Origin of the sequence: Blautia sp. CAG:257, assembly GCF_000433815.1 — a bacterium.
Classification (GTDB): Bacteria; Bacillota; Clostridia; order Lachnospirales; family Lachnospiraceae; genus Blautia_A; species Blautia_A caecimuris.
Genome location: NZ_HF999031.1, coordinates 33,154 through 55,797 on the forward strand (window position 1 = coordinate 33,154; position 22,644 = coordinate 55,797).

Annotated in this window: 23 protein-coding genes; 22 read left to right on the forward strand and 1 reads right to left on the reverse strand. The window is 45.9% G+C overall.

Annotated elements, in window-relative coordinates; genetic code table 11:
• Positions 1 to 49 precede the first annotated feature (49 nt).
• The 16 genes from QVP40_RS04920 (at position 50) to rpsA (ending at position 16,179) form a co-directional block, all read left to right on the forward strand.
• A complete protein-coding gene (locus QVP40_RS04920; protein ID WP_022067373.1) occupies positions 50 to 1,231 on the forward strand; it encodes a D-alanyl-D-alanine carboxypeptidase family protein in 1,182 nt (393 codons plus the stop codon).
• 103 nt (positions 1,232 to 1,334) lie between these two features.
• Positions 1,335 to 2,363, forward strand: a complete 1,029-nt coding sequence (locus tag QVP40_RS04925; RefSeq protein ID WP_022067374.1) for a molybdopterin-binding protein — start codon at positions 1,335 to 1,337, stop codon at positions 2,361 to 2,363.
• Positions 2,364 to 2,382: 19 nt separating this feature from the next.
• Positions 2,383 to 3,225 (forward strand): metallophosphoesterase, encoded by an 843-nt coding sequence (locus QVP40_RS04930; RefSeq protein WP_022067375.1) that lies wholly within the window; start codon positions 2,383 to 2,385, stop codon positions 3,223 to 3,225.
• 1 nt (position 3,226) lies between these two features.
• Positions 3,227 to 4,012, forward strand: a complete 786-nt coding sequence (locus tag QVP40_RS04935) for a segregation and condensation protein A (protein WP_022067376.1) — start codon at positions 3,227 to 3,229, stop codon at positions 4,010 to 4,012.
• A gap of 16 nt (positions 4,013 to 4,028) precedes the next feature.
• Positions 4,029 to 4,598: an SMC-Scp complex subunit ScpB gene (gene scpB, locus QVP40_RS04940; protein ID WP_022067377.1), complete on the forward strand. Its 570-nt coding sequence runs from the start codon at positions 4,029 to 4,031 to the stop codon at positions 4,596 to 4,598.
• Between the two features lie 14 nt (positions 4,599 to 4,612).
• The gene (locus tag QVP40_RS04945) at positions 4,613 to 5,407 is read left to right on the forward strand and encodes a zinc dependent phospholipase C family protein (RefSeq protein WP_022067378.1); all 795 of its coding nucleotides are present in this window, start codon (positions 4,613 to 4,615) and stop codon (positions 5,405 to 5,407) included.
• Positions 5,408 to 5,523: 116 nt separating this feature from the next.
• Positions 5,524 to 6,753, forward strand: a complete 1,230-nt coding sequence (locus QVP40_RS04950; RefSeq protein ID WP_022067379.1) for a D-alanyl-D-alanine carboxypeptidase family protein — start codon at positions 5,524 to 5,526, stop codon at positions 6,751 to 6,753.
• Positions 6,754 to 6,970: 217 nt separating this feature from the next.
• Positions 6,971 to 8,407, forward strand: a complete 1,437-nt coding sequence (locus QVP40_RS04955) for an acyl-CoA carboxylase subunit beta (RefSeq protein ID WP_022067380.1) — start codon at positions 6,971 to 6,973, stop codon at positions 8,405 to 8,407.
• Between the two features lie 13 nt (positions 8,408 to 8,420).
• Positions 8,421 to 9,167, forward strand: a complete 747-nt coding sequence (locus tag QVP40_RS04960; protein WP_022067381.1) for an OadG family protein — start codon at positions 8,421 to 8,423, stop codon at positions 9,165 to 9,167.
• Positions 9,168 to 9,190: 23 nt separating this feature from the next.
• Positions 9,191 to 9,571, forward strand: coding sequence for a biotin/lipoyl-binding carrier protein (locus QVP40_RS04965; protein WP_022067382.1), 381 nt, complete (start codon positions 9,191 to 9,193; stop codon positions 9,569 to 9,571).
• Between the two features lie 16 nt (positions 9,572 to 9,587).
• Positions 9,588 to 10,736, forward strand: a complete 1,149-nt coding sequence (locus QVP40_RS04970; RefSeq protein ID WP_022067383.1) for a sodium ion-translocating decarboxylase subunit beta — start codon at positions 9,588 to 9,590, stop codon at positions 10,734 to 10,736.
• Positions 10,737 to 10,815: 79 nt separating this feature from the next.
• Positions 10,816 to 12,228 carry an oxaloacetate decarboxylase subunit alpha gene (locus QVP40_RS04975; protein ID WP_022067384.1) on the forward strand — a complete coding sequence of 471 codons (1,413 nt, stop codon included), beginning with the start codon at positions 10,816 to 10,818 and terminating at the stop codon, positions 12,226 to 12,228.
• Positions 12,229 to 12,302: 74 nt separating this feature from the next.
• On the forward strand, positions 12,303 to 13,544 hold the full coding sequence (locus QVP40_RS04980) for an NAD(P)/FAD-dependent oxidoreductase (protein ID WP_288200330.1): 1,242 nt from the start codon (positions 12,303 to 12,305) through the stop codon (positions 13,542 to 13,544).
• Between the two features lie 14 nt (positions 13,545 to 13,558).
• Complete coding sequence (gene cmk, locus QVP40_RS04985) at positions 13,559 to 14,242, forward strand: (d)CMP kinase (RefSeq protein ID WP_022067386.1); 684 nt, start codon at positions 13,559 to 13,561, stop codon at positions 14,240 to 14,242.
• Between the two features lie 4 nt (positions 14,243 to 14,246).
• Positions 14,247 to 15,113: a 4-hydroxy-3-methylbut-2-enyl diphosphate reductase gene (ispH, locus tag QVP40_RS04990; protein ID WP_022067387.1), complete on the forward strand. Its 867-nt coding sequence runs from the start codon at positions 14,247 to 14,249 to the stop codon at positions 15,111 to 15,113.
• Positions 15,094 to 16,179 (forward strand): 30S ribosomal protein S1, encoded by a 1,086-nt coding sequence (gene rpsA, locus QVP40_RS04995; protein ID WP_022067388.1) that lies wholly within the window; start codon positions 15,094 to 15,096, stop codon positions 16,177 to 16,179. The genes ispH and rpsA overlap by 20 nt, the downstream gene beginning before the upstream one ends.
• 106 nt (positions 16,180 to 16,285) lie before the next feature.
• Here the strand turns inward: rpsA and QVP40_RS05000 are convergent, their stop codons facing one another.
• Entirely contained in the window at positions 16,286 to 17,299 is a 1,014-nt protein-coding gene (locus QVP40_RS05000; protein ID WP_022067389.1) for a ribonuclease H-like domain-containing protein, read from the reverse strand.
• Between the two features lie 258 nt (positions 17,300 to 17,557).
• Between QVP40_RS05000 and QVP40_RS05005 the strand changes: the two genes are divergently transcribed.
• The 6 genes from QVP40_RS05005 to rsxA are packed head-to-tail and all read left to right on the forward strand — an operon-like array spanning position 17,558 to position 22,641.
• A complete protein-coding gene (locus QVP40_RS05005) occupies positions 17,558 to 18,412 on the forward strand; it encodes a putative ABC transporter permease (RefSeq protein ID WP_288200331.1) in 855 nt (284 codons plus the stop codon).
• 22 nt (positions 18,413 to 18,434) lie between these two features.
• Positions 18,435 to 19,757, forward strand: coding sequence for an electron transport complex subunit RsxC (gene rsxC / locus QVP40_RS05010; RefSeq protein ID WP_022067391.1), 1,323 nt, complete (start codon positions 18,435 to 18,437; stop codon positions 19,755 to 19,757).
• Between the two features lie 13 nt (positions 19,758 to 19,770).
• Positions 19,771 to 20,751: an RnfABCDGE type electron transport complex subunit D gene (locus QVP40_RS05015; RefSeq protein WP_022067392.1), complete on the forward strand. Its 981-nt coding sequence runs from the start codon at positions 19,771 to 19,773 to the stop codon at positions 20,749 to 20,751.
• Positions 20,748 to 21,356, forward strand: coding sequence for an RnfABCDGE type electron transport complex subunit G (locus QVP40_RS05020; protein WP_022067393.1), 609 nt, complete (start codon positions 20,748 to 20,750; stop codon positions 21,354 to 21,356). Before QVP40_RS05015 ends, QVP40_RS05020 begins: the two co-directional genes overlap by 4 nt.
• Complete coding sequence (rsxE, locus tag QVP40_RS05025; RefSeq protein WP_022067394.1) at positions 21,353 to 22,066, forward strand: electron transport complex subunit RsxE; 714 nt, start codon at positions 21,353 to 21,355, stop codon at positions 22,064 to 22,066. The genes QVP40_RS05020 and rsxE overlap by 4 nt, the downstream gene beginning before the upstream one ends.
• Positions 22,066 to 22,641 carry an electron transport complex subunit RsxA gene (gene rsxA, locus QVP40_RS05030; protein ID WP_022067395.1) on the forward strand — a complete coding sequence of 192 codons (576 nt, stop codon included), beginning with the start codon at positions 22,066 to 22,068 and terminating at the stop codon, positions 22,639 to 22,641. Before rsxE ends, rsxA begins: the two co-directional genes overlap by 1 nt.
• Positions 22,642 to 22,644: the final 3 nt, after the last annotated feature.

Consider the following 22,644-nt stretch of genomic DNA (forward strand, 5'->3'; position numbering starts at 1 on the left):
GGGTTTCTCCTTTTAGAATAGAATAAAACACCCAAACGGGAGGTTTTCTATGACTAAAAAACGGAGGAACCTTTTTTGTGCCCGGATACTTTGCGCAAGTATCCTTTTTTCGTTGGCAGCGCCGGTATCTGCGGAAGAAACTGCCTCTGCAGTTTCTGTGGAGGCTCCGGAATATGTGCTGATGGAGCCGGAAACAGGGACGGTGATCCTGGAAAAAGACAAAGACGTTCCAAGAAGTCCCGCCAGTGTTACAAAGGTTATGACTCTTCTTCTTATTTTTGAAGAAATAGAAAAAGGAAATCTGAAACTGGATGATACGGTTACAACAAGCGCTCATGCCAAATCTATGGGAGGCTCCCAGGTTTTTCTGGAGGAAGGAGAAACCCAGACGGTGGAGACCATGATCAAATGTATTGTGATCGCTTCCGGAAACGATGCCAGCGTGGCTATGGCAGAACATATTGCAGGCAGCGAACCGGAGTTTGTAAATGCAATGAATAAAAAGGCGCAGGCTCTGGGCATGAAAAACACGCATTTTGTGGACTGCTGCGGGCTGACAGATTCTGACGATCATTATACCACTGCCTACGATATTGCGCTGATGAGCAGAGAACTGATCCGTAAGTATCCGGAAATCCTGAACTATTCTTCCGTGTGGATGGATACGATCACACACAATACAAGGCAGGGCTCCAAGGAGTTCGGGCTGTCTAATACCAACAGGCTGATCCGTACATATGAAGGCTGTGTGGGACTGAAAACAGGCAGCACAAGCAAAGCAAAATTCTGTGTTTCTGCTGTGGCAAAAAGAAAAGGGATCACTCTGATCGCTGTAGTTATGGCTGCTCCGGATTCCAGGACAAGAGTGAAGGATGCCTCAATGCTTTTTGATTACGGATTTGCAAAATGCAGTCTTTATACAGACGAAAATCCGGGGAAGCTTCCAGATCTGAAAGTGATAAAAGGCATAAAAGAAAAAACAACTCTGACTTTTGGAAAAACCTTCCGCTGTCTGAGTACAGACGGAACAACTTTTGATAAAATAAAAAAGAAGCTGATTCTTCCAAATGAAGTAAAGGCGCCTGTAAAAAAGGGACAAAAAGCAGGAGAGCTTGTCTATTATCAGGAGAACAGAGAGCTTGGAAGGATTCCTGTGATCTATGCAGAAAACGTGAAAAAGGCCGGATATCTGGACCGGCTGAAACAGACGGCAAAGGAATTTTGTTTGTAAAAAGGCATCCGACAATTCTTTTGACAAGAAGGATGGCTGAGGGGTATAATAAATTCCAAATAGGTTACAGACTGAACAGAAATATGAGAGGAATAAAGATAAAATGAAAGAGATCAGGACTGAGGAAGCAGTAGGGCATGTGCTTTGCCATGATATTACCCAGATTATCAAAGACGAAAAAAAAGGCGTGCTATTTAAAAAGGGCCATGTAGTAAAAGAAGAGGATATACCGGCGCTTCTGTCAGTGGGAAAAGAGCATCTTTTTGTATGGGAAAAACAGGAGGGAATCCTTCACGAAAACGAAGGGGCTGAGATTCTGTATGAAATCTGCGCCGGCAGACATATGCACGGAACAGAGGTAAAAGAAGGCAAAATAGAAGTGATCGCTGACTGCGACGGGCTTCTGAAGATCAACAGAGCTGCTCTTCTTGGCGTAAACAGTCTCGGAGAGATGATGATCGCTTCCAGACACGGGGATTTTCCGGTAAAAAAGGGAGATAAAATCGCAGGAACAAGAATCATTCCTCTTGTGATCGAAAAGGAAAAAATGGACAGAGCCCGGGAGACTGCAGGCCGGGAACCGATTTTTAATATCCTGCCTTTCCGGGAAAAAAAGGTGGGAATCGTAACGACAGGAAGTGAAGTGAAAAAGGGACTGATCCAGGATACCTTTACTCCTGTTCTGAGAGAAAAGCTTGCAGAATATTCCTGCCAGGTTATGGGGCAGACAACGCCGGGAGATGAAAAGGATCAGATTACAGGGGATATCCTGAAGTTTATTGAAAATGGAGCGGATATGGTGATCTGCAGCGGCGGAATGAGCGTGGATCCGGATGACAGAACTCCGGGAGCCATCCGCGCTACCGGTGCGGAGGTCGTAACCTATGGAGCTCCGGTTCTTCCGGGAGCCATGCTTCTTCTTGCCTACTACAGAAAAGGGGAAAAAACTATCCCAATCCTGGGTCTTCCGGGCTGCGTGATGTATGCAAAAAGAACTGTGTTCGATCTGGTTCTGCCGAGAATCGTGGCAGACGATCCTGTCCGCAGAGAAGAAATTGCAGCCTATGGGGAGGGCGGACTTTGCCTGAACTGCAGCGTATGTACTTTCCCTAACTGTGGATTCGGAAAATAAAAGCAGTCAGAGGAGCAGAATGAAAACATTCATAACAAAAACCTATCAGATAAAAACAGAAAAGCTGAAAGGCGGTCATCCGGTACGTTTTGCTGTCCTGGCAGATCTTCACGGGCTTGTATTTGGAAATGAGAATCAGGATCTGTTTCATGCAATTGAAAAAAGCGGAGCCGATGCAGCGCTTGTTGTGGGAGACATGGTTGTGAGAGCGGATGTGTCTACGGTTTCGGCAGTTACCGGATTTTTGTGCAGACTGGCAAACAGAATCCCTGTTTTTTATGCTCTTGGAAACCATGAGTATAAAATGCTGCTGAATCCGGATACATCCACAGAATATCTTACTTATGAGCATGTGCTTACCAATGCCGGCGTGTGCTTTCTTCATAATGAGCATGTGTGCATGAATATCAGAGGAACAGAGTTTACCTTTTATGGACTGGAGCTTCCGGAAGAATATTATCGGAAGCCCTTTTCTCCATATCCTGACAGACAGGATCTGAAAGAATTGGTTGGAAAGCCTTCAGGAGACGGGATTTCTGTGCTTCTTGCCCATAATCCGAAATATGGAGATGTATATTTTGAGTGGGGAGCAGACTTTATTTTTTCCGGGCATTATCACGGGGGGATCTTGAGATTTAATGAACATCACGGACTTACCTGTCCCCAGTATCTTTTGTTTCCTCCATATTGCTGCGGGGATTTTCACAGACAGGAGCAGCATATGATCGTCAGTGCCGGTCTGGGAGAGCATACCATTCCTGTGCGTATTCATAATCCCAGAGAACTGATCCTTGCAGAGCTTGTTCCGGACGAAGGCGGGCCAGGCAGAAATACTGCGCAGAAAACAGGAGGGGACAGCTGAAATGGCCATACCCATAAAGATAAATGTATTTGAAGGACCGCTGGATCTTCTTCTTCATCTGATCGAAAAGAATAAAATTGATATTTATGATATTCCTATTGTGGAGATCACGGATCAGTACATGGAGTACATTCATGGAATGGAAACAGAGGATCTGGGCACTATGAGCGAATTCCTTGTAATGGCAGCTACGCTTCTGGATATCAAGTGTAAAATGCTGCTGCCCCGTCAGGTTAATGAAGAAGGGGAAGAGGAGGATCCCAGAGAGGAGCTTGTTCAGAAGCTTCTGGAATACAAGATGTACAAATATATGTCCTATGAACTGAAGGACAAAATGGATGGAGCGGCAGGCGTGTTTTTTAAAAAGCCCACCATACCGGATGAAGTGATGAAATACAGAGAACCGGTGGATCCTCAGGCGCTTCTGGCATCTCTGACGCTGGAAAAGCTGAATCAGATCTACAAATCCATTCTGAAAAAACAGGAATCGAAAATCGACCCCATCCGAAGTAAATTCGGTACCATTGAAAAAGAAGAGGTCAGCCTTTCTGATAAAATGCTGGAAATGAAAGCATATGCGGCAGAAAACAGACGTTTCAGCTTTCGGGGGCTTCTGGAAGGCCAGACCTCCAAAATCCAGGTGATCGTTACATTTCTGTCTATCCTGGAGCTGATGAAAATGGGATACGTTCATGTAAAACAGGAAGAGCTGTTTGACGACATCCAGGTGGAGGTAAAAGAGGATCCTGATACCTGGAAGAACCTGACAGAATTTGCGGACGAATAGGGGAATAAGGAGAAATATGGAAATAAAAAGAACAGAGGCAGCCATTGAGGCTATCCTTTTTGCCATGGGGGAATCTGTGGAGCTTTCCCGGATTGCCGCTGCGGTAGGGCAGGACAAGGATACTACCCGCAGGCTGCTGCATCACATGATGGACCGGTATCAGGAGGAGGACAGGGGGATCCAGATCATAGAGCTGGAACAGTCCTATCAGATGTGCACGAAAAAAGAGTATTATGAGAACCTGATCCAGATCGCCCTGCATCCCCAAAAGCCGGTTCTTACGGATGTTATGCTGGAAACACTTTCGATCATTGCCTATAAACAGCCTGTGACAAAGGCGGAAATAGAAAAGATCCGCGGAGTGAAATGCGACCATGCCATTAATAAGCTGATGGAATATGAGCTTGTCAGAGAGCTTGGAAGGCTGGACGCGCCGGGACGCCCGATTCTTCTTGGCACAACAGAAGAGTTTCTGCGTTCTTTCGGGGTGCAGGCTCTTGATGAGCTTCCGGTTATGGATCCGGTACAGCTGGAAGATTTCAAGGCGGAAGCAGAAGAGGAAATCCAGTTAAAGCTGGACGTATAAGGAGGAAGGGTGAAATGCCAACCACATACACACACGATTTATTTGGAAAAAAGGTTTACAGACAGCTTCCCAGGGAAATTCGAAAAGTGATACGGGAAAACGGAAATCTTTTTCGGATCGGCCTTCATGGACCGGACATTCTGTTTTATGACCTGTTCAATCAAAAGGTCTGCGGTCTGGGAACGGAAATGCACAAGATACCTGCAGCCTCGTTTTTTTTAAGAGGGATGAGCATTGTAAGAAGAACAGGAGACGAGAGGTTTCTGGCTTATCTTCTGGGATTTGCCTGTCACTATCTTCTGGACAGCTCCTGTCATCCTTTTGTGGATGAAACGGCTGAAAAGAAGATTCTTTCTCACACGCTTCTGGAAAAAGAATTTGACAGAACGCTGATGGTGGAAACAAACAGGAATCCTCATCATTATTATCCGTCAGACTGTATTGTGCCCAGGATGGATTATGCAAAAGTTATACACTGCATGTTTCCTGAGATTACAGCAAAGAATATTTTCTTTTCTCTGAAGATGATGAAATTTCTTACCAATGCAATGGTTTACAATAATTCCGGAAAACGGAGGCTTTTGGCGGCCATTGTCACAAGGATCGCAGGACGGAAGCGGTCTGCGGCTGTCCTTGAATATTTTATGGAAAAGGATCCGGTTCCGGGGTCAGAAGCTCCTGTAAAGGAACTGCATCAGTATTTTGACCAGGAGGTACGGGAAGCGCCTGCGTACATTGAGGAACTGTTCCGTTTATCCAGAGAGAAGAGAATGCTTTCAGAGAGATGGAACCGCACCTACAACGGATAGATGAAGGGGAAACACAGCCTGCTGGATAAACAGGGAGCTGAGACAGAGGAAATGCAGAATAAAGCGGACATGTATGCATAAACTTATCCTATAAGCATAAAAAGGCGGGGATGAATATGAGACATGCTGCAATACTTCTGCTGACATCTGTCTTTCTTTTTGGGGAGTTTGCTTTTGGTTCTCAGGCTGTTGCGGCTGAGACAGTCTGTGAAAATACAGAAAAGGAAGCGGCAGATTCTCCGGGCAGTCTTTACGCTCTTTCAGCTGTTCTGATGGATGGAGAGTCCGGGCGTATTCTTTATGAAAAAGACGGGGAAACACCCAGGCCCAATGCCAGTACAACAAAAGTAATGACCTGTATTCTGGCTCTGGAAAACGGGGCAGGCGACGATTACGTCATGGTGTCAGATAAGGCGGCGGCGCAGCCGGATGTACAGCTTGGCATGAGGGAGGGAGAGCAGTATTATCTGGAAGACCTTCTGTATTCTCTTATGCTGATGAGCCACAACGATACAGCGGTAGCCATAGCGGAACATATCGGGGGAAGCACGGAAGGTTTTGCCGGGATGATGAATGAAAAAGCAAAAGAGATCGGATGTACGGATACGTATTTTATTACGCCCAACGGTCTGGATGCAGAAGATGAAAAGGGAGTGCATCATACAACTGCCAGAGATCTGGCTTTGATCATGCGCTATGCCATCAGAAGCGAAACCTTTTTAAAGATCACCCAGACCCGGGAATATTCGTTTACAGATCTCGATGAAAAAAGAGAATTTTCTGTTCACAATACAAACGCTCTGCTGACTATGACTGACGGGGTTCTTTCCGGAAAAACAGGATTTACAGGGGATGCGGGATATTGTTATGTGTGCGCCTGCGAAAAAGATGAAAAGACTTTTGTGGTGTCCCTTCTGGGATGTGGCTGGCCAAACAACAAAGGATATAAGTGGAAGGATTCTGTGAAGCTTCTGGATTACGGGGAAGATAATTTTGATTATGAGAAGTTCTGGAAAGAACTGAAGTTTCCGGAAGTACCGGTGAAAGACGGAGTGGAAAAAAACAGTACCTTTGGGGACACGGCTGTTGTAAGCGGGATTCCGTCTGTTTCCGAAAAGGAAAAGAATAAAAAAATACTTATGAAAAAAGGTGAAAAGATCAGCTGCCGCCTGGAGATGCCGGAAAAGCTTCAGGCGCCGGTAAAAAAAGGAAACAGGATCGGAACTCTTATTTACAGCCTGGGAGAAGAGAAACTGGCTTCTTATCCGGTGCTGGCTGACCGGAATGTGGAAAAGGTTTCTTACGGCTGGTGTGTGGACCAGGTGTTTCATGATTTTTTTCACTGAATATCAGTTATAGGAATATCCGGAATTTTGCTGAAGGGGAAATTCCCGGCTTTGGTGCACCATGTACCACAGGCCGGGAGTTTTTTTGAGAGAAGAGGTTAAAATTTTAACAAAAACGTATTACCCTATTGAAAAATTTAGAAAAAAAGGTTACAATTATAATCGGCTGAAATTTTGGTTATACTTAAAATTCTTATAAAATGGAGGGCAAACGAGAATGAGTAACGCAACACCAAGTTTAGCAGGCACAAGAATCACTTCTTTGCTTGACGCGAACAGTTTTGTTGAAATCGGAAAAAGTGTTACAGCAAGATCCACAGATTTTAACATGACTGAAACAAAAGCACCTTCAGACGGTGTGATCACCGGCTCTGGTGTGATCGACGGAAATCTTGTATATGTTTACAGCCAGGACGCTTCTGTTCTGAACGGAACCGTTGGAGAAATGCATGCAAAGAAAATTTCCGCTCTGTATGACCTTGCAATGAAAACAGGAGCACCGGTGATCGGTCTTGTTGACTGTGCAGGTCTGAGACTCCAGGAGGCTACAGACGCTCTGGAAGCTTTTGGTTCCATTTACCTGAAGCAGACACTGGCATCCGGAATGATCCCGCAGATCACAGCGATTTTCGGCACCTGCGGCGGCGGTATGGCCGTTGTTCCGGCACTGACGGATTTTACTTTTATGGAAGCAAAAAAAGGTAAAATGTTTGTAAATACTCCAAATGCTCTGGAAGGCAATCATGTGGACAAATGCGATACAGCATCTGCTGATTTCCAGAGCCAGGAGACAGGTCTTATTGACGGTACAGGCACAGAGGAAGAGATCCTTGGTCAGATCCGTCAGCTTGTAAGCCTGCTTCCTTCCAACTTTGAGGACAATGATTCCTTTGTAGAATGTGCAGATGATCTGAACCGTACCTGTGATGATCTGGCTGCATGTGCAGGAGATACTTCCCTTGCACTTTCCAGAATCGCAGATGAGGGACTTTTCTTTGAAACAAAGAAAAATTACGGAAAAGATGTTGTTACAGGCTTCCTTCGTCTGAACGGAGCAACTGTAGGTGCTGTGGCAAACAGAACAGAGATCTACAACGAAGAAGGCGAAAAAACAGAAGAATTTGACGGCACCATTTCTGCAAGAGGCGCAAGAAAGGCAGCAGCCTTTGTAAAATTCTGCGACGCTTTTGATATCCCGGTTCTGACACTTACCAATGTGACCGGATTTAAGGCAACTCTCTGCAACGAAAAAATGATGGCAGCATCCATCGGTGAGATGGTTCATGCCTTTGCAGATGCAACTGTACCGAAGGTAAACGTAGTGATCGGTAAAGCTTACGGAACCGCATATGTTGCCATGAACAGCAAATCTGTAGGCGCAGATCTTGTGTATGCATGGGACAGCGCAGAAATCGGTATGATGGACGCTTCTCTGGCAGCTAAGATCATGTATCCGGGCGCAGATGCTGCTTCTCTTAATGAAAAGGCAGCAGAGTACAGAAACCTTCAGTCAGGTGTGGAATCTGCAGCGGCAAGAGGCTATGTAGATACTGTGATCGCTCCGGCTGATACCAGAAAATATGTGATCGGAGCTTTTGAAATGCTGTTCACAAAAAGAGAAGACCGTCCGGCTAAAAAGCACAGCGCAGTCTAAGTGAGGTGAGCATATGAATCAGATGTTAAAAAAAGCATCCTCTGTCTGCGCAGCAGCAGTGTGCGCCGCATCACTTATGTTTTCCGGCGCTTCCGTTGTAATGGCTGGCAGTGAGATCGACGAGGAAATCATGACTCAGATCACCATGACTGCAGAGGGACTGACTCAGACGATCATTCCGCTCAGTGATGAAGAGATTGAGGCATATCTGGAATCCGGTGACGAATTTACCGAGGGAGCCATGACCGCATGGGATGACGCCAGGGATGAAGTAGGTGAACTGAAAGAGGCCGGAAAGGCCGAGGTGGAGTTTTCCAATCATCAGTATACTGCCACAGTTCCGGTGGATTTTGAAAAGCTGGATGCAAAATTTGTATATGTATTTGAGGACGTGGAAGGTGTGCTGACACCTGTTTCTGCTTCTGTAGACGTTCAGTACCCGTTATCCACAACCATGAAAAATGCCGGATTGAATACAGTTATGGGACTTGGAACCGTATTTGTGATCCTGGTTCTTCTGATCTTTATTATTTCTCTTTTCAAATTTATTCCGGGTTCACCGGCAGCTGCAAAAAAAGAGAAAAAAGAAGAAGCTCCGGTACCGGCACCTGCCGCTGTTCCGGTTCAGGAAACAGTGCAGGCAGCTGATGATACAGAACTGATCGCAGTTATCGCAGCAGCGATCGCGGCCGCAGAGGGAACCACAACAGACGGATTTGTCGTGCGTTCTATCCGCAAAATCAACCGCCCAAGAAGATAATTGACAATTAGGAGGATTATAAAATGAAAAGTTATACAATTACTGTAAACGGAACTGCATATGAAGTAACTGTAGAGGAAACTGGAAGTGTTGCTGCACCGGCTCCGGCAGCAAGAGCAGCAGCTCCTGCAGCACCTAAGGCTGCACCGGCTCCGGCTCCGAAAGCAGCAGCTCCTGCAGCTGGCGCAGGCGCTGTAAAAGTGACAGCATCTGTACCGGGAAAAGTTCTTAAGATCGTTGCATCTGCTGGACAGGCAGTAAAAGCAGGCGACAGCATCGTGATCCTGGAGTCCATGAAAATGGAAATTCCTGTAGTTGCACCTCAGGACGGTACAGTTGCAAGCATTGATACAACAGAAGGTGCTTCCGTAGAGAACGGAGATACCCTGGCTACTATGAACTAAGACGGGAGGTATTCAGATGTCTTATGTAACAGAAACCCTGTCTAACCTGATTCATCAGACAGCCTTCTTTAATCTCACCTGGGGCAACTATCTGATGATCGCGGTGGCATGCGTATTCTTATTCCTTGCTATCAAGAAGGGATTTGAACCGCTTCTTCTTGTTCCTATCGCTTTTGGTATGCTTCTGGTAAATATTTATCCGGATATTATGGCTCGTCCGGAGGATATGTCAAACGGAGTAGGCGGACTTCTTCACTATTTCTACCTGCTTGATGAATGGAGTATTCTTCCGTCCCTGATCTTCATGGGCGTAGGAGCCATGACAGACTTCGGTCCGCTGATCGCAAACCCGAAGAGCTTCCTTCTCGGCGCTGCGGCTCAGCTTGGTATTTATGTTGCATACTTCCTTGCAATCTTCATGGGATTCAATGGAAAGGCAGCAGCAGCAATCTCCATTATCGGCGGTGCTGACGGCCCGACTTCTATCTTCCTTGCAGGAAAGCTTGGACAGACTGCCCTGATGGGACCGATTGCGGTGGCGGCATATTCCTATATGTCTCTTGTTCCCATCATTCAGCCTCCGATTATGAAGCTCTGTACAACAGAGAAAGAGCGTAAGATCAAAATGGATCAGCTTCGTCCGGTCAGCAAGCTGGAGAAAATCCTCTTCCCGATCGTGATCACTATCGTAGTATGCCTGATCCTTCCTACAACAGCTCCGCTGGTAGGTATGCTGATGCTTGGTAACCTGTTCCGTGAGTCCGGCGTTGTAAAACAGCTGACAGAGACAGCTTCCAATGCACTGATGTACATCGTAGTTATTCTTCTGGGTACTTCCGTAGGTGCTTCCACAAGCGCTGAGGCATTCCTGAACCTGGATACTCTGAAGATCGTAGCTCTTGGTCTTGTTGCCTTTGCTTTCGGTACCTTTGGCGGTGTTATGCTTGGAAAACTGATGTGCAAGCTTTCCGGCGGAAAGATCAATCCTCTGATCGGATCCGCAGGTGTATCCGCAGTTCCGATGGCAGCCCGTGTATCTCAGAAGGTTGGCGCTGAGGCAGATCCCACCAACTTCCTTCTGATGCATGCGATGGGACCAAACGTTGCCGGTGTTATCGGTACAGCCGTGGCAGCCGGAACCTTTATGGCTATTTTCGGTGTCTGATCTGTGGTGACAGACAGACGCCTGTAATCGTCAGATATATTGAATTTCCTTGCAAAAATTGATTAAAGGAGAATAAATAATGGCAGAATTAGAAAAAAAACCTGTTAAAATCGTGGAAACTGTTCTGCGTGATGCGCATCAGTCTCTGATCGCAACAAGACTCAGCACAGAGCAGATGCTTCCTATTGTTGATAAAATGGACAAAGTCGGCTACCATGCAGTAGAGTGCTGGGGCGGCGCTACTTTTGACGCTTCTCTTCGTTTCCTGAAGGAAGATCCATGGGAAAGACTTCGTAAATTCCGTGACGGCTTCAAAAACACAAAGCTTCAGATGCTGTTCCGCGGACAGAATATCCTTGGATACCGTCCTTACGCAGATGATGTGGTAGAGTATTTTGTACAGAAATCTGCAGCAAACGGAATTGATATCATCCGTATTTTTGACTGCCTCAACGACATGCGTAACCTGAAAACCGCAGTTAAGGCTGCAAACAAAGAAAAAGCTCATGCTCAGGTTGCTCTTTCCTATACTCTTGGCGATGCTTATACTCTGGAATACTGGACAAACATTGCAAAAGAGATCGAGGAAATGGGTGCAGATTCTATCTGCATCAAGGATATGGCAGGACTTCTTCTTCCGTATCAGGCTACAGAGCTTGTAGGCGCTCTGAAAGACGCAGTTAAGATTCCGATCGACCTGCATACACACTACACCTCCGGTGTTGCTTCCATGACTTATATGAAGGCAGTAGAGGCCGGCGTAGATATCATTGATACTGCAATCTCTCCGTTTGCTCTGGGTACTTCTCAGCCGGCAACAGAGGTTATGGTTGAGACCTTTAAGGGTACTCCTTATGATACAGGCTTTGATCAGCAGCTTCTTGCTGAGATCGCTGACTACTTCCGTCCGATCCGTGACGAGGCTCTGGACAGCGGCCTTCTGAATCCGAAGAACCTTGGCGTAAACATCAAGACTCTTCTGTATCAGGTACCGGGCGGTATGCTTTCCAACCTGACTTCCCAGCTGAAAGAGCAGCATGCGGAAGACAAGTTCTATGATGTTCTTGAAGAGGTTCCGAGAGTTCGTAAAGACCTTGGCGAGCCGCCTCTGGTTACTCCGTCTTCACAGATCGTTGGTACACAGGCTGTATTCAACGTTCTTATGGGCGAGAGATATAAGATGGTTACAAAAGAAACAAAGGATATCTTAAGCGGTAAATACGGCGCTACTGTAAAACCGTTTAACCCGGATGTTCAGAAAAAATGCATCGGAGATACTCAGCCGATCACCTGCCGTCCGGCAGATCTTCTGGACAATGAGCTTGATAAGCTGGAAGGCGAGATGGCACAGTACAAGAAACAGGATGAGGATGTACTTTCCTACGCACTGTTCCCGCAGGTTGCTACTGAGTTCTTCAAGTACCGTCAGGCACAGGAGACAAAGGTGGACGAGACAGCAGCGGACACCAAAAACGGAGCTTATCCGGTATAAAGTTTTTATAAAAGAAAAGTCAGGGGGCTGTGCAGGAAAAACTGTACAGCCCTTTGCCGCATGAAAGGATAAGTATGAAAAACAGAGTCATAATCGTTGGCGGAGGTGCAGCCGGAATGCTGGCATCGGTTTTTGCCGCAAAAAAAGGCTGTGAAGTCACACTTTTTGAAAAAAATGAAAAACTTGGCAAAAAGCTGTATATTACAGGGAAAGGGCGCTGCAATGTGACCAATAACTGTGAGCCGGAAGAGCTTTTAAACAGTGTTGTAACAAACGCCAAGTTCCTGTACAGCGCCTTTTATACCTTTACCAGTCAGGATATGATGGACTTTCTGGAGGAAGCCGGAGCCCCCCTTAAAACAGAGCGGGGGAACCGCGTGTTTCCCTGCTCCGATCACTCGTCTGACATTATCCGGGCGTTGGAACGTCAGATGAAAAAATATGGTGTGAGGATCCATCTGAAAAGCCAGGTGCAGAAGCTGATTCTGGAAGAGGGAAGGATCACAGGGATTTCTCTCACAGACGGCAGTGTTCACAGAGCCGAAGCGGTTATCGTGGCTACAGGAGGCCTTTCCTATCCTACAACCGGCTCTACAGGAGACGGATATCGCTTTGCCCGGGAGGCCGGACATACGGTGACTGATTTATCGCCCTCATTGGTTCCCCTTCACACAAAAGAAGATTATATTCCGGAAATGGCAGGTCTTTCTCTGAAAAACGTAGAGCTTACAGTGAAAAACGGAAAAAAAGTCCTTTACCGGGATTTTGGGGAAATGATGTTTACCCATTCCGGCATTACAGGCCCCCTGGTTCTTTCTGCAAGCGCCAGACTGGGCACAGCCCTCAGAAAATCAGGGGAGCTTTCGGCTTTTCTGGATCTGAAGCCTGCTCTTACACCGGAACAGCTGGATGCCAGAATCCTGCGGGAATTTGAATCAGGAAAAAACAGACAGTTTAAAAATGTGATCAGCGTTCTGTTTCCTTCATCTCTGACACCGGTAATGCTGAAAATCGGCGGGATTTCTCCGGAAAAGCCCATCCATGAGATTTCAAGAGAGGAACGCCTCCGGTTTGGCGCCCTTGTAAAAGCCTTTCCTTTTACCATCAATGGTTTCGGAGAATTTAAAGAGGCTGTGATCACCAGAGGAGGCGTTTCTGTAAAAGAGATCAATCCTGCAACCATGGAGTCAAAGAAAATACAGGATCTTTATTTTGTGGGAGAGGTGCTTGATCTGGATGCGGTGACAGGAGGCTATAATCTTCAGATCGCATGGTCAACAGCCTATCTTGCGGCCATGGCTGTGTGCGGAGAATAAAGGAGGATAATCACATGATCTATAATATTGCCATTGACGGTCCGGCAGGAGCCGGAAAAAGTACCATTGCAAAAAAAGTTGCCAGAGAGCTTTCCTGCGTGTATGTAGACACAGGCGCCATGTACAGGGCAATGGCCCTTTATCTTCTCCGCCGGGATGTGAACAGAGAAAACCCGGAGGAGATCGGAGAAGTCTGCCAGGGAGCAGAAATATCCATAGAGTATAAAAACGGAGAACAGATCGTTCTTTTAAACGGGGAGAACGTGAATCCGTTTCTCAGGAAAGAAGAGGTAGGCAATATGGCTTCTGTAAGCTCTGCAAATCCAAGGGTGAGGGAAAAGCTTCTTGACCTTCAGAGGAAGCTTGCCGCTTCCATGAACGTGGTTATGGATGGAAGAGATATCGGTACTACGATCCTTCCCAATGCAGAGGTGAAGATCTATCTGACTGCCAGCTCTTTTACAAGAGCAAAGCGCCGTTATCTGGAGCTCCAGGAAAAAGGCCTGTGCTGTGACCTGGAAGAGATCAGAAAAGATATTGAAGAGCGTGACAGTCGTGATATGAACAGGGAAATTTCTCCCCTTAAGCAGGCTGAGGATGCGGTTCTGGTAGATTCCTCTGAAATGACCATTGAGGAAGTGGTAAAACGTATTTTACAGATTTTTCATGAAAAAGTGATATTATCAGACGAGGTTTGAAAAAATGAAAGTTAAGACCGCAAAAACAGCCGGCTTCTGCTTTGGTGTAAAAAGAGCGGTGGACAAGGTGTACGAGCTTATTGAGAACGGAGTTTCGCCTATTTATACGCTGGGTCCGATCATCCATAATGAAGAGGTTGTCTCGGATTTTGAAAAAAAGGGCGTTACGGTGATCTCAGAAGAGGATATTCCGAAGCTTCGAGAAGGGACAGTTGTGATCCGTTCCCACGGTGTGGGCCGAAGGATCTATGATATGCTGAAAGATGCGGGGATTTCCTTCGTAGATGTAACCTGTCCCTTTGTTCTGAAGATTCACAGGATCGTGGAGCGGGAGAGCAAAGCCGGAAAACAGATTATCATATTCGGCGATCCGGATCATCCGGAGGTAAAAGGAATCTGCGGATGGTGCGAGGGGGCCTGTACAGTGCTCAGAAACAGAGAGGATGCGGAGAATTTTATCCCGGATCCGGAAAAGTCCCCCTGTATTGTTTCGCAGACGACATTTAATTACAACAAATTTAAAGAATTAGTTGAAATTCTCTGCAAAAAGAGGTATGATAATAATGTTTTAAATATTGACAATATTTTAAACACTATTTGTAATGCTACCGAAGAACGGCAGAAAGAAGCACAGTCCATAGCCGGAGAGGTAGACACTATGCTTGTCATTGGAGGCAGACATAGTTCCAATACTCAAAAGCTGTTTGAAATATGCAAAGAGGAATGTGGAAATACTTACTATATACAAACACCTGTAGACTTGGATTCTGAAATGTTCCATCACAGTAGTTATGTAGGTATTACAGCAGGGGCGTCCACCCCAAAGAAAATTATTGAGGAGGTTCAAGAACATGTCAGAATTAAGTTTTGAACAGATGCTGGAAGATTCCGTAAAAACTATCAGAAATGGAGAGATCGTGCAGGGTACCGTCATCGACGTAAAAGAGGATGAGATTATCCTGAATATCGGCTATAAAGCAGACGGTATTATCACCAGGAGCGAGTATTCCAACGACAGCTCCCTTGTACTTACAGACGCTGTACATGTAGGTGACACAATGGAAGCCAAGGTTCTTAAAGTGAACGACGGCGAAGGTCAGGTTATCCTGACATACAAGAGACTTGCCGCTGAAAAAGGCAACAAACGTCTGGAAGCTGCATTCGAGTCTCAGGAAGTCCTGAAAGCACCTGTAACTCAGGTACTGGACGGAGGACTTTGCGTAAACGTTGAGGAAGCAAGAGTATTTATTCCTGCAAGCCTTGTATCTGATACTTACGAAAGAGATCTGTCCAAATATGCAGATCAGGAGATTGAATTCGTTATTACAGAGTTCAACCCGAGAAGACGCCGCATTATCGGTAACCGCAAACAGCTTCTTCTTGCAGAAAAAGCTGAGAAGCAGAAAGAGCTTATGGAGAGAATCCATGCAGGCGATACTGTAACAGGCGTTGTTAAGAATGTAACAGATTTTGGTGCATTCATTGACCTTGGCGGAGCTGACGGCCTTCTTCATATTTCCGAGATGTCCTGGGGCAGAGTAGAAAATCCGAAGAAGGTATTTACTGTTGGTGAGGAAATTAAGGTTCTCATCAAAGAAATCAACGGAGATAAGATTGCTCTTTCTCTGAAATTCCCGGAAGAAAATCCGTGGCTGACTGCTGCTGAGAAATTTGCAGTAGGCAATGTAGTAGAAGGAAAAGTTGCACGTATGACAGATTTCGGCGCTTTCGTAGAGCTTGCGCCTGGAATTGATGCTCTGCTTCATGTTTCTCAGATTTCCAGAGAGCATGTTGCAAAACCGTCTGATGTACTTTCTATCGGCCAGGAAATTCAGGCGAAAGTTGTTGATTTCAACGGCGAAGACAAGAAGATCAGCCTCAGCATGAAAGCTCTGGAAGCTCCGGCTGCAGAGGAAGCAGAAGACGAAGAGGCATAAGAAGAACTGCTTTGTCAGTCTGAATACAGAAGATAAACTGAATTAACAAAAAGGATCATTACAGTTATGCGTATATGGCAGACTGAAATGATCCTTTTTTCTTTCTTTAAAAGCTGAGAAGGCATGGAAGGGTACTTTTTAGATACTGCGCCTGTTTTTCCGGATTGTTCAGGAAAGCTTCGCTGCAGGGAAACCAGGTATAACAGGTTTCCGGAGTGGCGGTAATCCTCAGACTTTTGTCCATGTACTGACTTAACTGTCTGGGCATGGCGGTATCTTCTCCGGGAATATAATCATAGGCTTTGTAATCTCTGTAGTACTGGCGTATTTTCTGATCTGTGGAAGTGACCAGAAGAGCTCCTTCCTGATCCCGGACAGTAATATAAAAATCTGTTCCCTTTTTGGAGACGGGTTTTGGCACAGGAGCCGGAAGCCGGAAAGAAAGGATCATCCGGTCTTCATCTGTTTCCGCTTTCAGAGGCTGATAATTGCCTTCCATCAGAACCCGGTATCCGAGCATGGAAAAAATGCTGCCAAGTCCCAGGAGATCCTCCTGATTGTGACCGAGGATGGTCTGTTCAGGCTCGGCCTTTGGATTTTTTATGTAGGATTTATAAAGACGAATGCACTGTCCGCCATCGCAGTGGAGGCGGGAGTCCAGTCCCAGGAATTCTTCCAGATCCGGCTGTTTCATTCGTTCCAGCTTCAGGAGATCTTTACAGGGCTTCAGTTCCTGATACAGATCCAGGGCAGGGAGATTTCCGAAGGGAGAGGGCAGATTGTGTTTTTTGTAACGCGCTTCCAGATACGGCTGATCGAATCGTCTGCCATTATATTGGATTGTGGAGCTTGCAGAAGTCAGAAAATTAAAAAATTCACAAAGAATTTCGGGTTCCTCATCCTCTTTTTCCGCCATCCACTGATAGAGAAACCATTTGTTATTTTCCTGCATTACCGCGCCAATCAAATATAAAAAAGTGGAATATCGTGATAGTCCGGTGGTTTCGATATCATAAAAAACAGGGGCGTTTCCACAGTCGAAAGAGACGGAATTCGACAATTTTTTAACAGTCTCGAAGTCCGGAAACCCTTGTAAAATAGGCATTTTTTTAACAATCATATTTTTTCATTCCTTTCGTGATTGTACTTAATTATACACAAAAAAATAAAAAAATAATAGTGAATTTTTTCATAAATTGAGTTATAGTATAAACATCGTTACTGTTCAGATAGGCATGCTTCCTCCGGGCATTTTGGCATATATATGCAAAGCTCCCGGGACATTCAGGGCAAAATGCCATCACCGAAGGTCAGATGGATTGTAACGGAACATCAGCAGATGTTTGTCTGAAACAGGAATTTAAAACAGAAAGACGGGATGATTATGTGGAATCTGACAATTAACGGAACAGATCTTTACCATATTTTAAACTGGTTTTTTATTTACAGCTTTTTGGGCTGGGTATGGGAAACCTTTTATGTTTCTACAAAGCATGGAGAGTTTGTGAACCGAGGCTTTGTCAGCGGGCCTTTTTGTACAATCTATGGCTTTGGGGCAATATCTGTTTATCTGATTCTGAAGCCGATAGAAAATCATGTGCTGCTTTTGTTCTTAGGGGGCATTGTGGTTGCCACAGTGCTGGAATATATTACGGCGGTTCTGATGGAGAGTATTTTTCATACCTCCTGGTGGGATTACAGCGACCAGAAGTTTAATTTTCAGGGACGTATCTGCCTGGGAGTTTCTCTGGGATGGGGAGTTCTGACAGTTCTTCTGTTCAGGGTTCTGCATCCGCTTGTAGAGAAACTGGTTGCTCTTTATCCGGTGTATGTCGGAAAAATCTCAGTATGCGTAATAGCAACGGGGTATCTGTGTGATTTCTGCCGTTCCGCATCTGCAGCCTTCCATTTGAAGGAGAGAATTCCTTACTGGGAGCAGGATCTGGAAAAGAAGCGGGTGGAGCTTATGCTGAGGCTAAATGTGAAACTGGAATCGCTGGAGCTTCCCAAAGGTGCTTCTCCTGAACTTCTCAGAGAAAAGCTGGAAGATTCAGAAGCTCTCAGGATTTTAAGCGAAAAGCGTCTTGCATTCCAGAAAGAATTCACAGAAGAGCTCCGGGCTTACAGAAAAACGCTGGTAAACAGAACAAAGGGAAATACCAGACGCTTCCTGAAGGCTTATCCTCATCTGAATCGTGGATACCGTATGCGCCATAAGAAAGATAAAAAATAACTTGCAAAAGGAGGAAATAGATATGGGAAAACTTACCTTTAAGGGTGGGATTCATCCCTATGAGGGCAAGGAACTGTCCAAAAACAGTCCGATTGAAAAGTATCTTCCAAAAGGAGAGATGGTTTATCCGCTGTCTCAGCATATTGGAGCTCCGTCTGTTCCCTGTGTGAACAAAGGTGACCGGGTCCTGGCAGGACAGAAGATCGCAGAAGCCAACGGATTTGTATCCGTACCTCTGCACGCTTCTGTTTCAGGAACCGTAAAGGGCTTTGAAAAAAGACTGACTGCTGCGGGAAGTATGGCGGATTCCATTATCATAGAAAACGACCAGCAGTATGAAGAGACAGCATTCCAGGCAGCAGAGCTTTCTGAATTGTCAAAAGAGGAGATCATAGCAAGGATCCGTGAAGGCGGCGTTGTAGGAATGGGAGGAGCCGGTTTCCCTACTCATGTGAAGCTGTCTCCGAAGGAGCCGGATAAGATTGAATATGTTCTGGTAAACGGGGCGGAGTGCGAACCTTATCTGACCAGTGATTACCGGAGAATGCTGGAAGAACCGGACAAGATCGTTGCGGGTCTTGAGGTAATGCTGAAGCTTTTTGATCATGCAAAAGGCTATATCTGCATTGAAGATAATAAGCCGGACTGTATTGCAAAGCTCCGTGAACTGGTAAAGGGACATTCCAGAATTGAAGTGAAAGAGGTTATGACAAAATATCCTCAGGGCGGCGAGCGGACTCTGATCTATGCCACCACCGGAAGAGAGATCAATTCCTCCATGCTTCCGGCAGATGCAGGCTGCGTGGTGGATAATGTAGATACAGTTGTGGCTGTTTATAAAGCGGTTATTCTGGGACGTCCGGTTATGAACAGGATTGTGACAGTGACAGGAGATGCCATTGCCAGTCCAAAAAACTTTACGGTTCTTACAGGAACAAATATGGAGGAGCTGATCGAAGCCGCAGGCGGACTGAAAACAGGCGCTGCAAAAGTAATCTCAGGCGGTCCTATGATGGGATTTGCCATGTTTGACCTTCATGTTCCATGTGTAAAAACAACATCTGCGTTCCTCTGTCTGGAAAAGGATGCTGTTTCAGAGGCACAGAAACAGATGACAGCCTGCATTAACTGCGGACGCTGTGTGCGCGTCTGTCCGGGACGTGTTCTCCCTGCCCGTCTTGCCACACTGGCAGAAAGAGGGGATATGGCAGGATTTGAAAAATTAAACGGAATGGAATGCTGTGAATGCGGCTGCTGCAGCTATGTATGCCCTGCAAAGAGACCGCTGACTCAGAGCATCAAATCCATGCGGAAAATGGTTCTTGCCAGCCGCAGAAAGAAATAGGGGAGGTAAACCAATGGAACAAAAGTATAATGTGTCATCCAATCCTCACGTAAGAGATGGTATGACAACAAGCAGAATCATGCAGCTGGTAGTGATCGCGCTTCTTCCTGCAACACTGTTCGGAATCTGGAATTTTGGTTTTCGTGCATTCCTTGTTGTTGCGGTAACAGTGGCATCCAGCGTTATTTTTGAATGGCTCTATGATCATTTTATGCACAAACCAAATACAGTAAAGGATTTCAGCGCAGTTGTTACAGGACTTCTTCTTGCTATGAACATGCCGGCGCAGATCCCGCTGTGGATGCCGGTTCTGGGAAGCGCATTTTCTATTATTGTAGTAAAACAGCTTTTTGGCGGACTGGGACAGAACTTTATGAACCCGGCTCTTGCAGGAAGGTGTTTCCTGATGATTTCCTTTGCAGGAAGAATGACAGACTTTGCAGTGTCAGATCATTTCCGGGGAGTTGTGGATACTGTCACAGGAGCCACTCCTCTGGCAGCTCTGAAAACCCAGGGATTTGTAGAAGGTACCTCTGTACCGGTACAGAATCTGTTTTTTGGAAATATCCAGGGAACCATCGGAGAGACTTCCGCTCTTGCGATCCTTATCGGCGCAGTGATCCTTCTTGTATTTAAGGTGATCGACCTGAAGATCCCGCTTACATATATCGGCAGTTTTTCTGTGTTTGTGATCATCTATATGCTGTGCACAGGAATGGGATTTGATGTAAATTATCTGTTAAGTCATCTGTTCGGCGGCGGTCTGATGCTTGGAGCATGGTTTATGGCAACCGATTATGTGACAACGCCCATTACCTTTAAGGGACAGCTTGTATACGGCTGCTGCCTTGGCGTGGTAACTGCAGTGTTCCGTCTGTTTGGCGGTTCTGCAGAAGGTGTTTCCTATGCGATCATTTTCTGCAACCTTCTGGTTCCGCTTATTGAAAAAGCAACCTATCCTGCTGCATTTGGAAAAGGAGGGAAAAAATCATGAGTATTGTAAAAGACACGATTTCCATTACTGTCATCACCCTCGTTGCAGGTCTGGCTCTGGGAGTGGTTCAGGATATTACTGCGGATCCTATTGCAGAGCAGAAGATGAAGGCAAAACAGGAAGCCTATAAATCTGTTTTTCCGGATGCAGACAGCTTTGGGGAAGTTGAACTGGGAGATAAGACACAGGAGCTGGCCGGCGTACTCAGTGACAGCGGCTACGGCGCGCAGACCATTGATGAAGTAATGACAGCCTTTGACGCTTCTGACAATGAGATCGGATATGCGTTTACTGTGACAACCTCAGAGGGCTATGGCGGAGACATTCAGTTCGCCATGGGCGTACAGAAAGACGGTACACTGAATGGAATCTCTATTTTGTCGATCAGTGAAACTGCAGGTCTTGGAATGAAGGCAGACACAGATGATTTTAAAAATCAATTCCGGGATAAAAAGGTGGAAAAATTCCAATACACCAAAACAGGAGCAGCATCAGAAGATGAAATTGATGCCATCAGCGGCGCGACAATCACCACCAATGCTGTAACCAACGGAGTAAACGCAGGCCTTGCCGCATTTCAGTACATGGAAGGAGGAGAACAATGAAAGCAAATACACCATCAGAACGTCTGATCAACGGTATTATTAAAGAAAATCCTACTTTTGTGCTGATGCTTGGTATGTGCCCTACACTGGCAGTTACCACTTCAGCAGTGAACGGCATCGGAATGGGACTGACCACCACAGCCGTTCTTGCAGCATCCAATCTACTGATTTCCCTGCTGCGCAAATTTATTCCGGACGGTGTGCGTATGCCCGCATTTATTGTTGTTGTGGCATCCTTTGTAACTATTGTACAGATGCTTCTGGAAGGCTTCCTTCCGGGTCTTTATGCATCTCTGGGATTATATATTCCTCTGATCGTTGTAAACTGTATCATTCTTGGCCGTGCGGAAGCATATGCATCCAAAAATCCTCCGATCCCATCGCTTTTTGACGGTATCGGAATGGGGCTTGGATTTACGTTAAGTATTACCTGTATCGGCGCAGTCAGAGAGCTGATCGGCGCAGGACAGCTTTTCGGTCAGCAGATTCTGCCGCTGGCAGATGCTGCAGCCGGAAAAATGGGATATGAGCCGGTTACGATCTTTATTCTGGCTCCGGGAGCATTTTTTGTTCTGGCTCTTCTGGCAGCTCTTCAGAACAAATTCAAGATCGGCGCGGCAAAGCGCGGGATTGATCCGAGTAATCCGGACAAGTGCGGCGGAGCCTGTGCTTCCTGCGGAAATACCATGTGCAAAGGAGGTAAACATTAATGAAAGAATTAATGCTTATCATTGTAGGTTCTGCACTTGTAAATAACGTGGTCCTCAGCCAGTTCCTGGGACTGTGTCCGTTCCTGGGCGTTTCCAAAAAAACAGAAACCGCAGCAGGCATGGGAGGAGCCGTAATCTTTGTTATTACGCTTTCTTCCTTTGTTACAAGTGTGATCTATCAGTTTATTCTGGTTCCCACTCATATGGAGTACCTGCAGACCATTGTGTTCATTCTGATTATTGCAGCCCTTGTTCAGTTTGTGGAAATGTTCCTGAAAAAGGCAATGCCTTCTCTTTATCAGGCTCTGGGAGTTTATCTTCCTCTGATCACTACAAACTGCGCTGTTCTGGGTGTGGCCCTTATCAATGTACAGAAGGACTACAATATCCTTCAGGGCACTGTAAACGGTTTTGCCACAGCAGTGGGCTTTACTCTGTCCATTATCGTAATGGCAGGTATCCGTGAAAAAATCGAGTACAATGACATTCCGGAATCCTTCCGCGGCTTTCCTATTGTTCTTATTACAGCAGGACTGATGGCAATCGCGTTTTTCGGATTTTCAGGACTGATCTAAGGA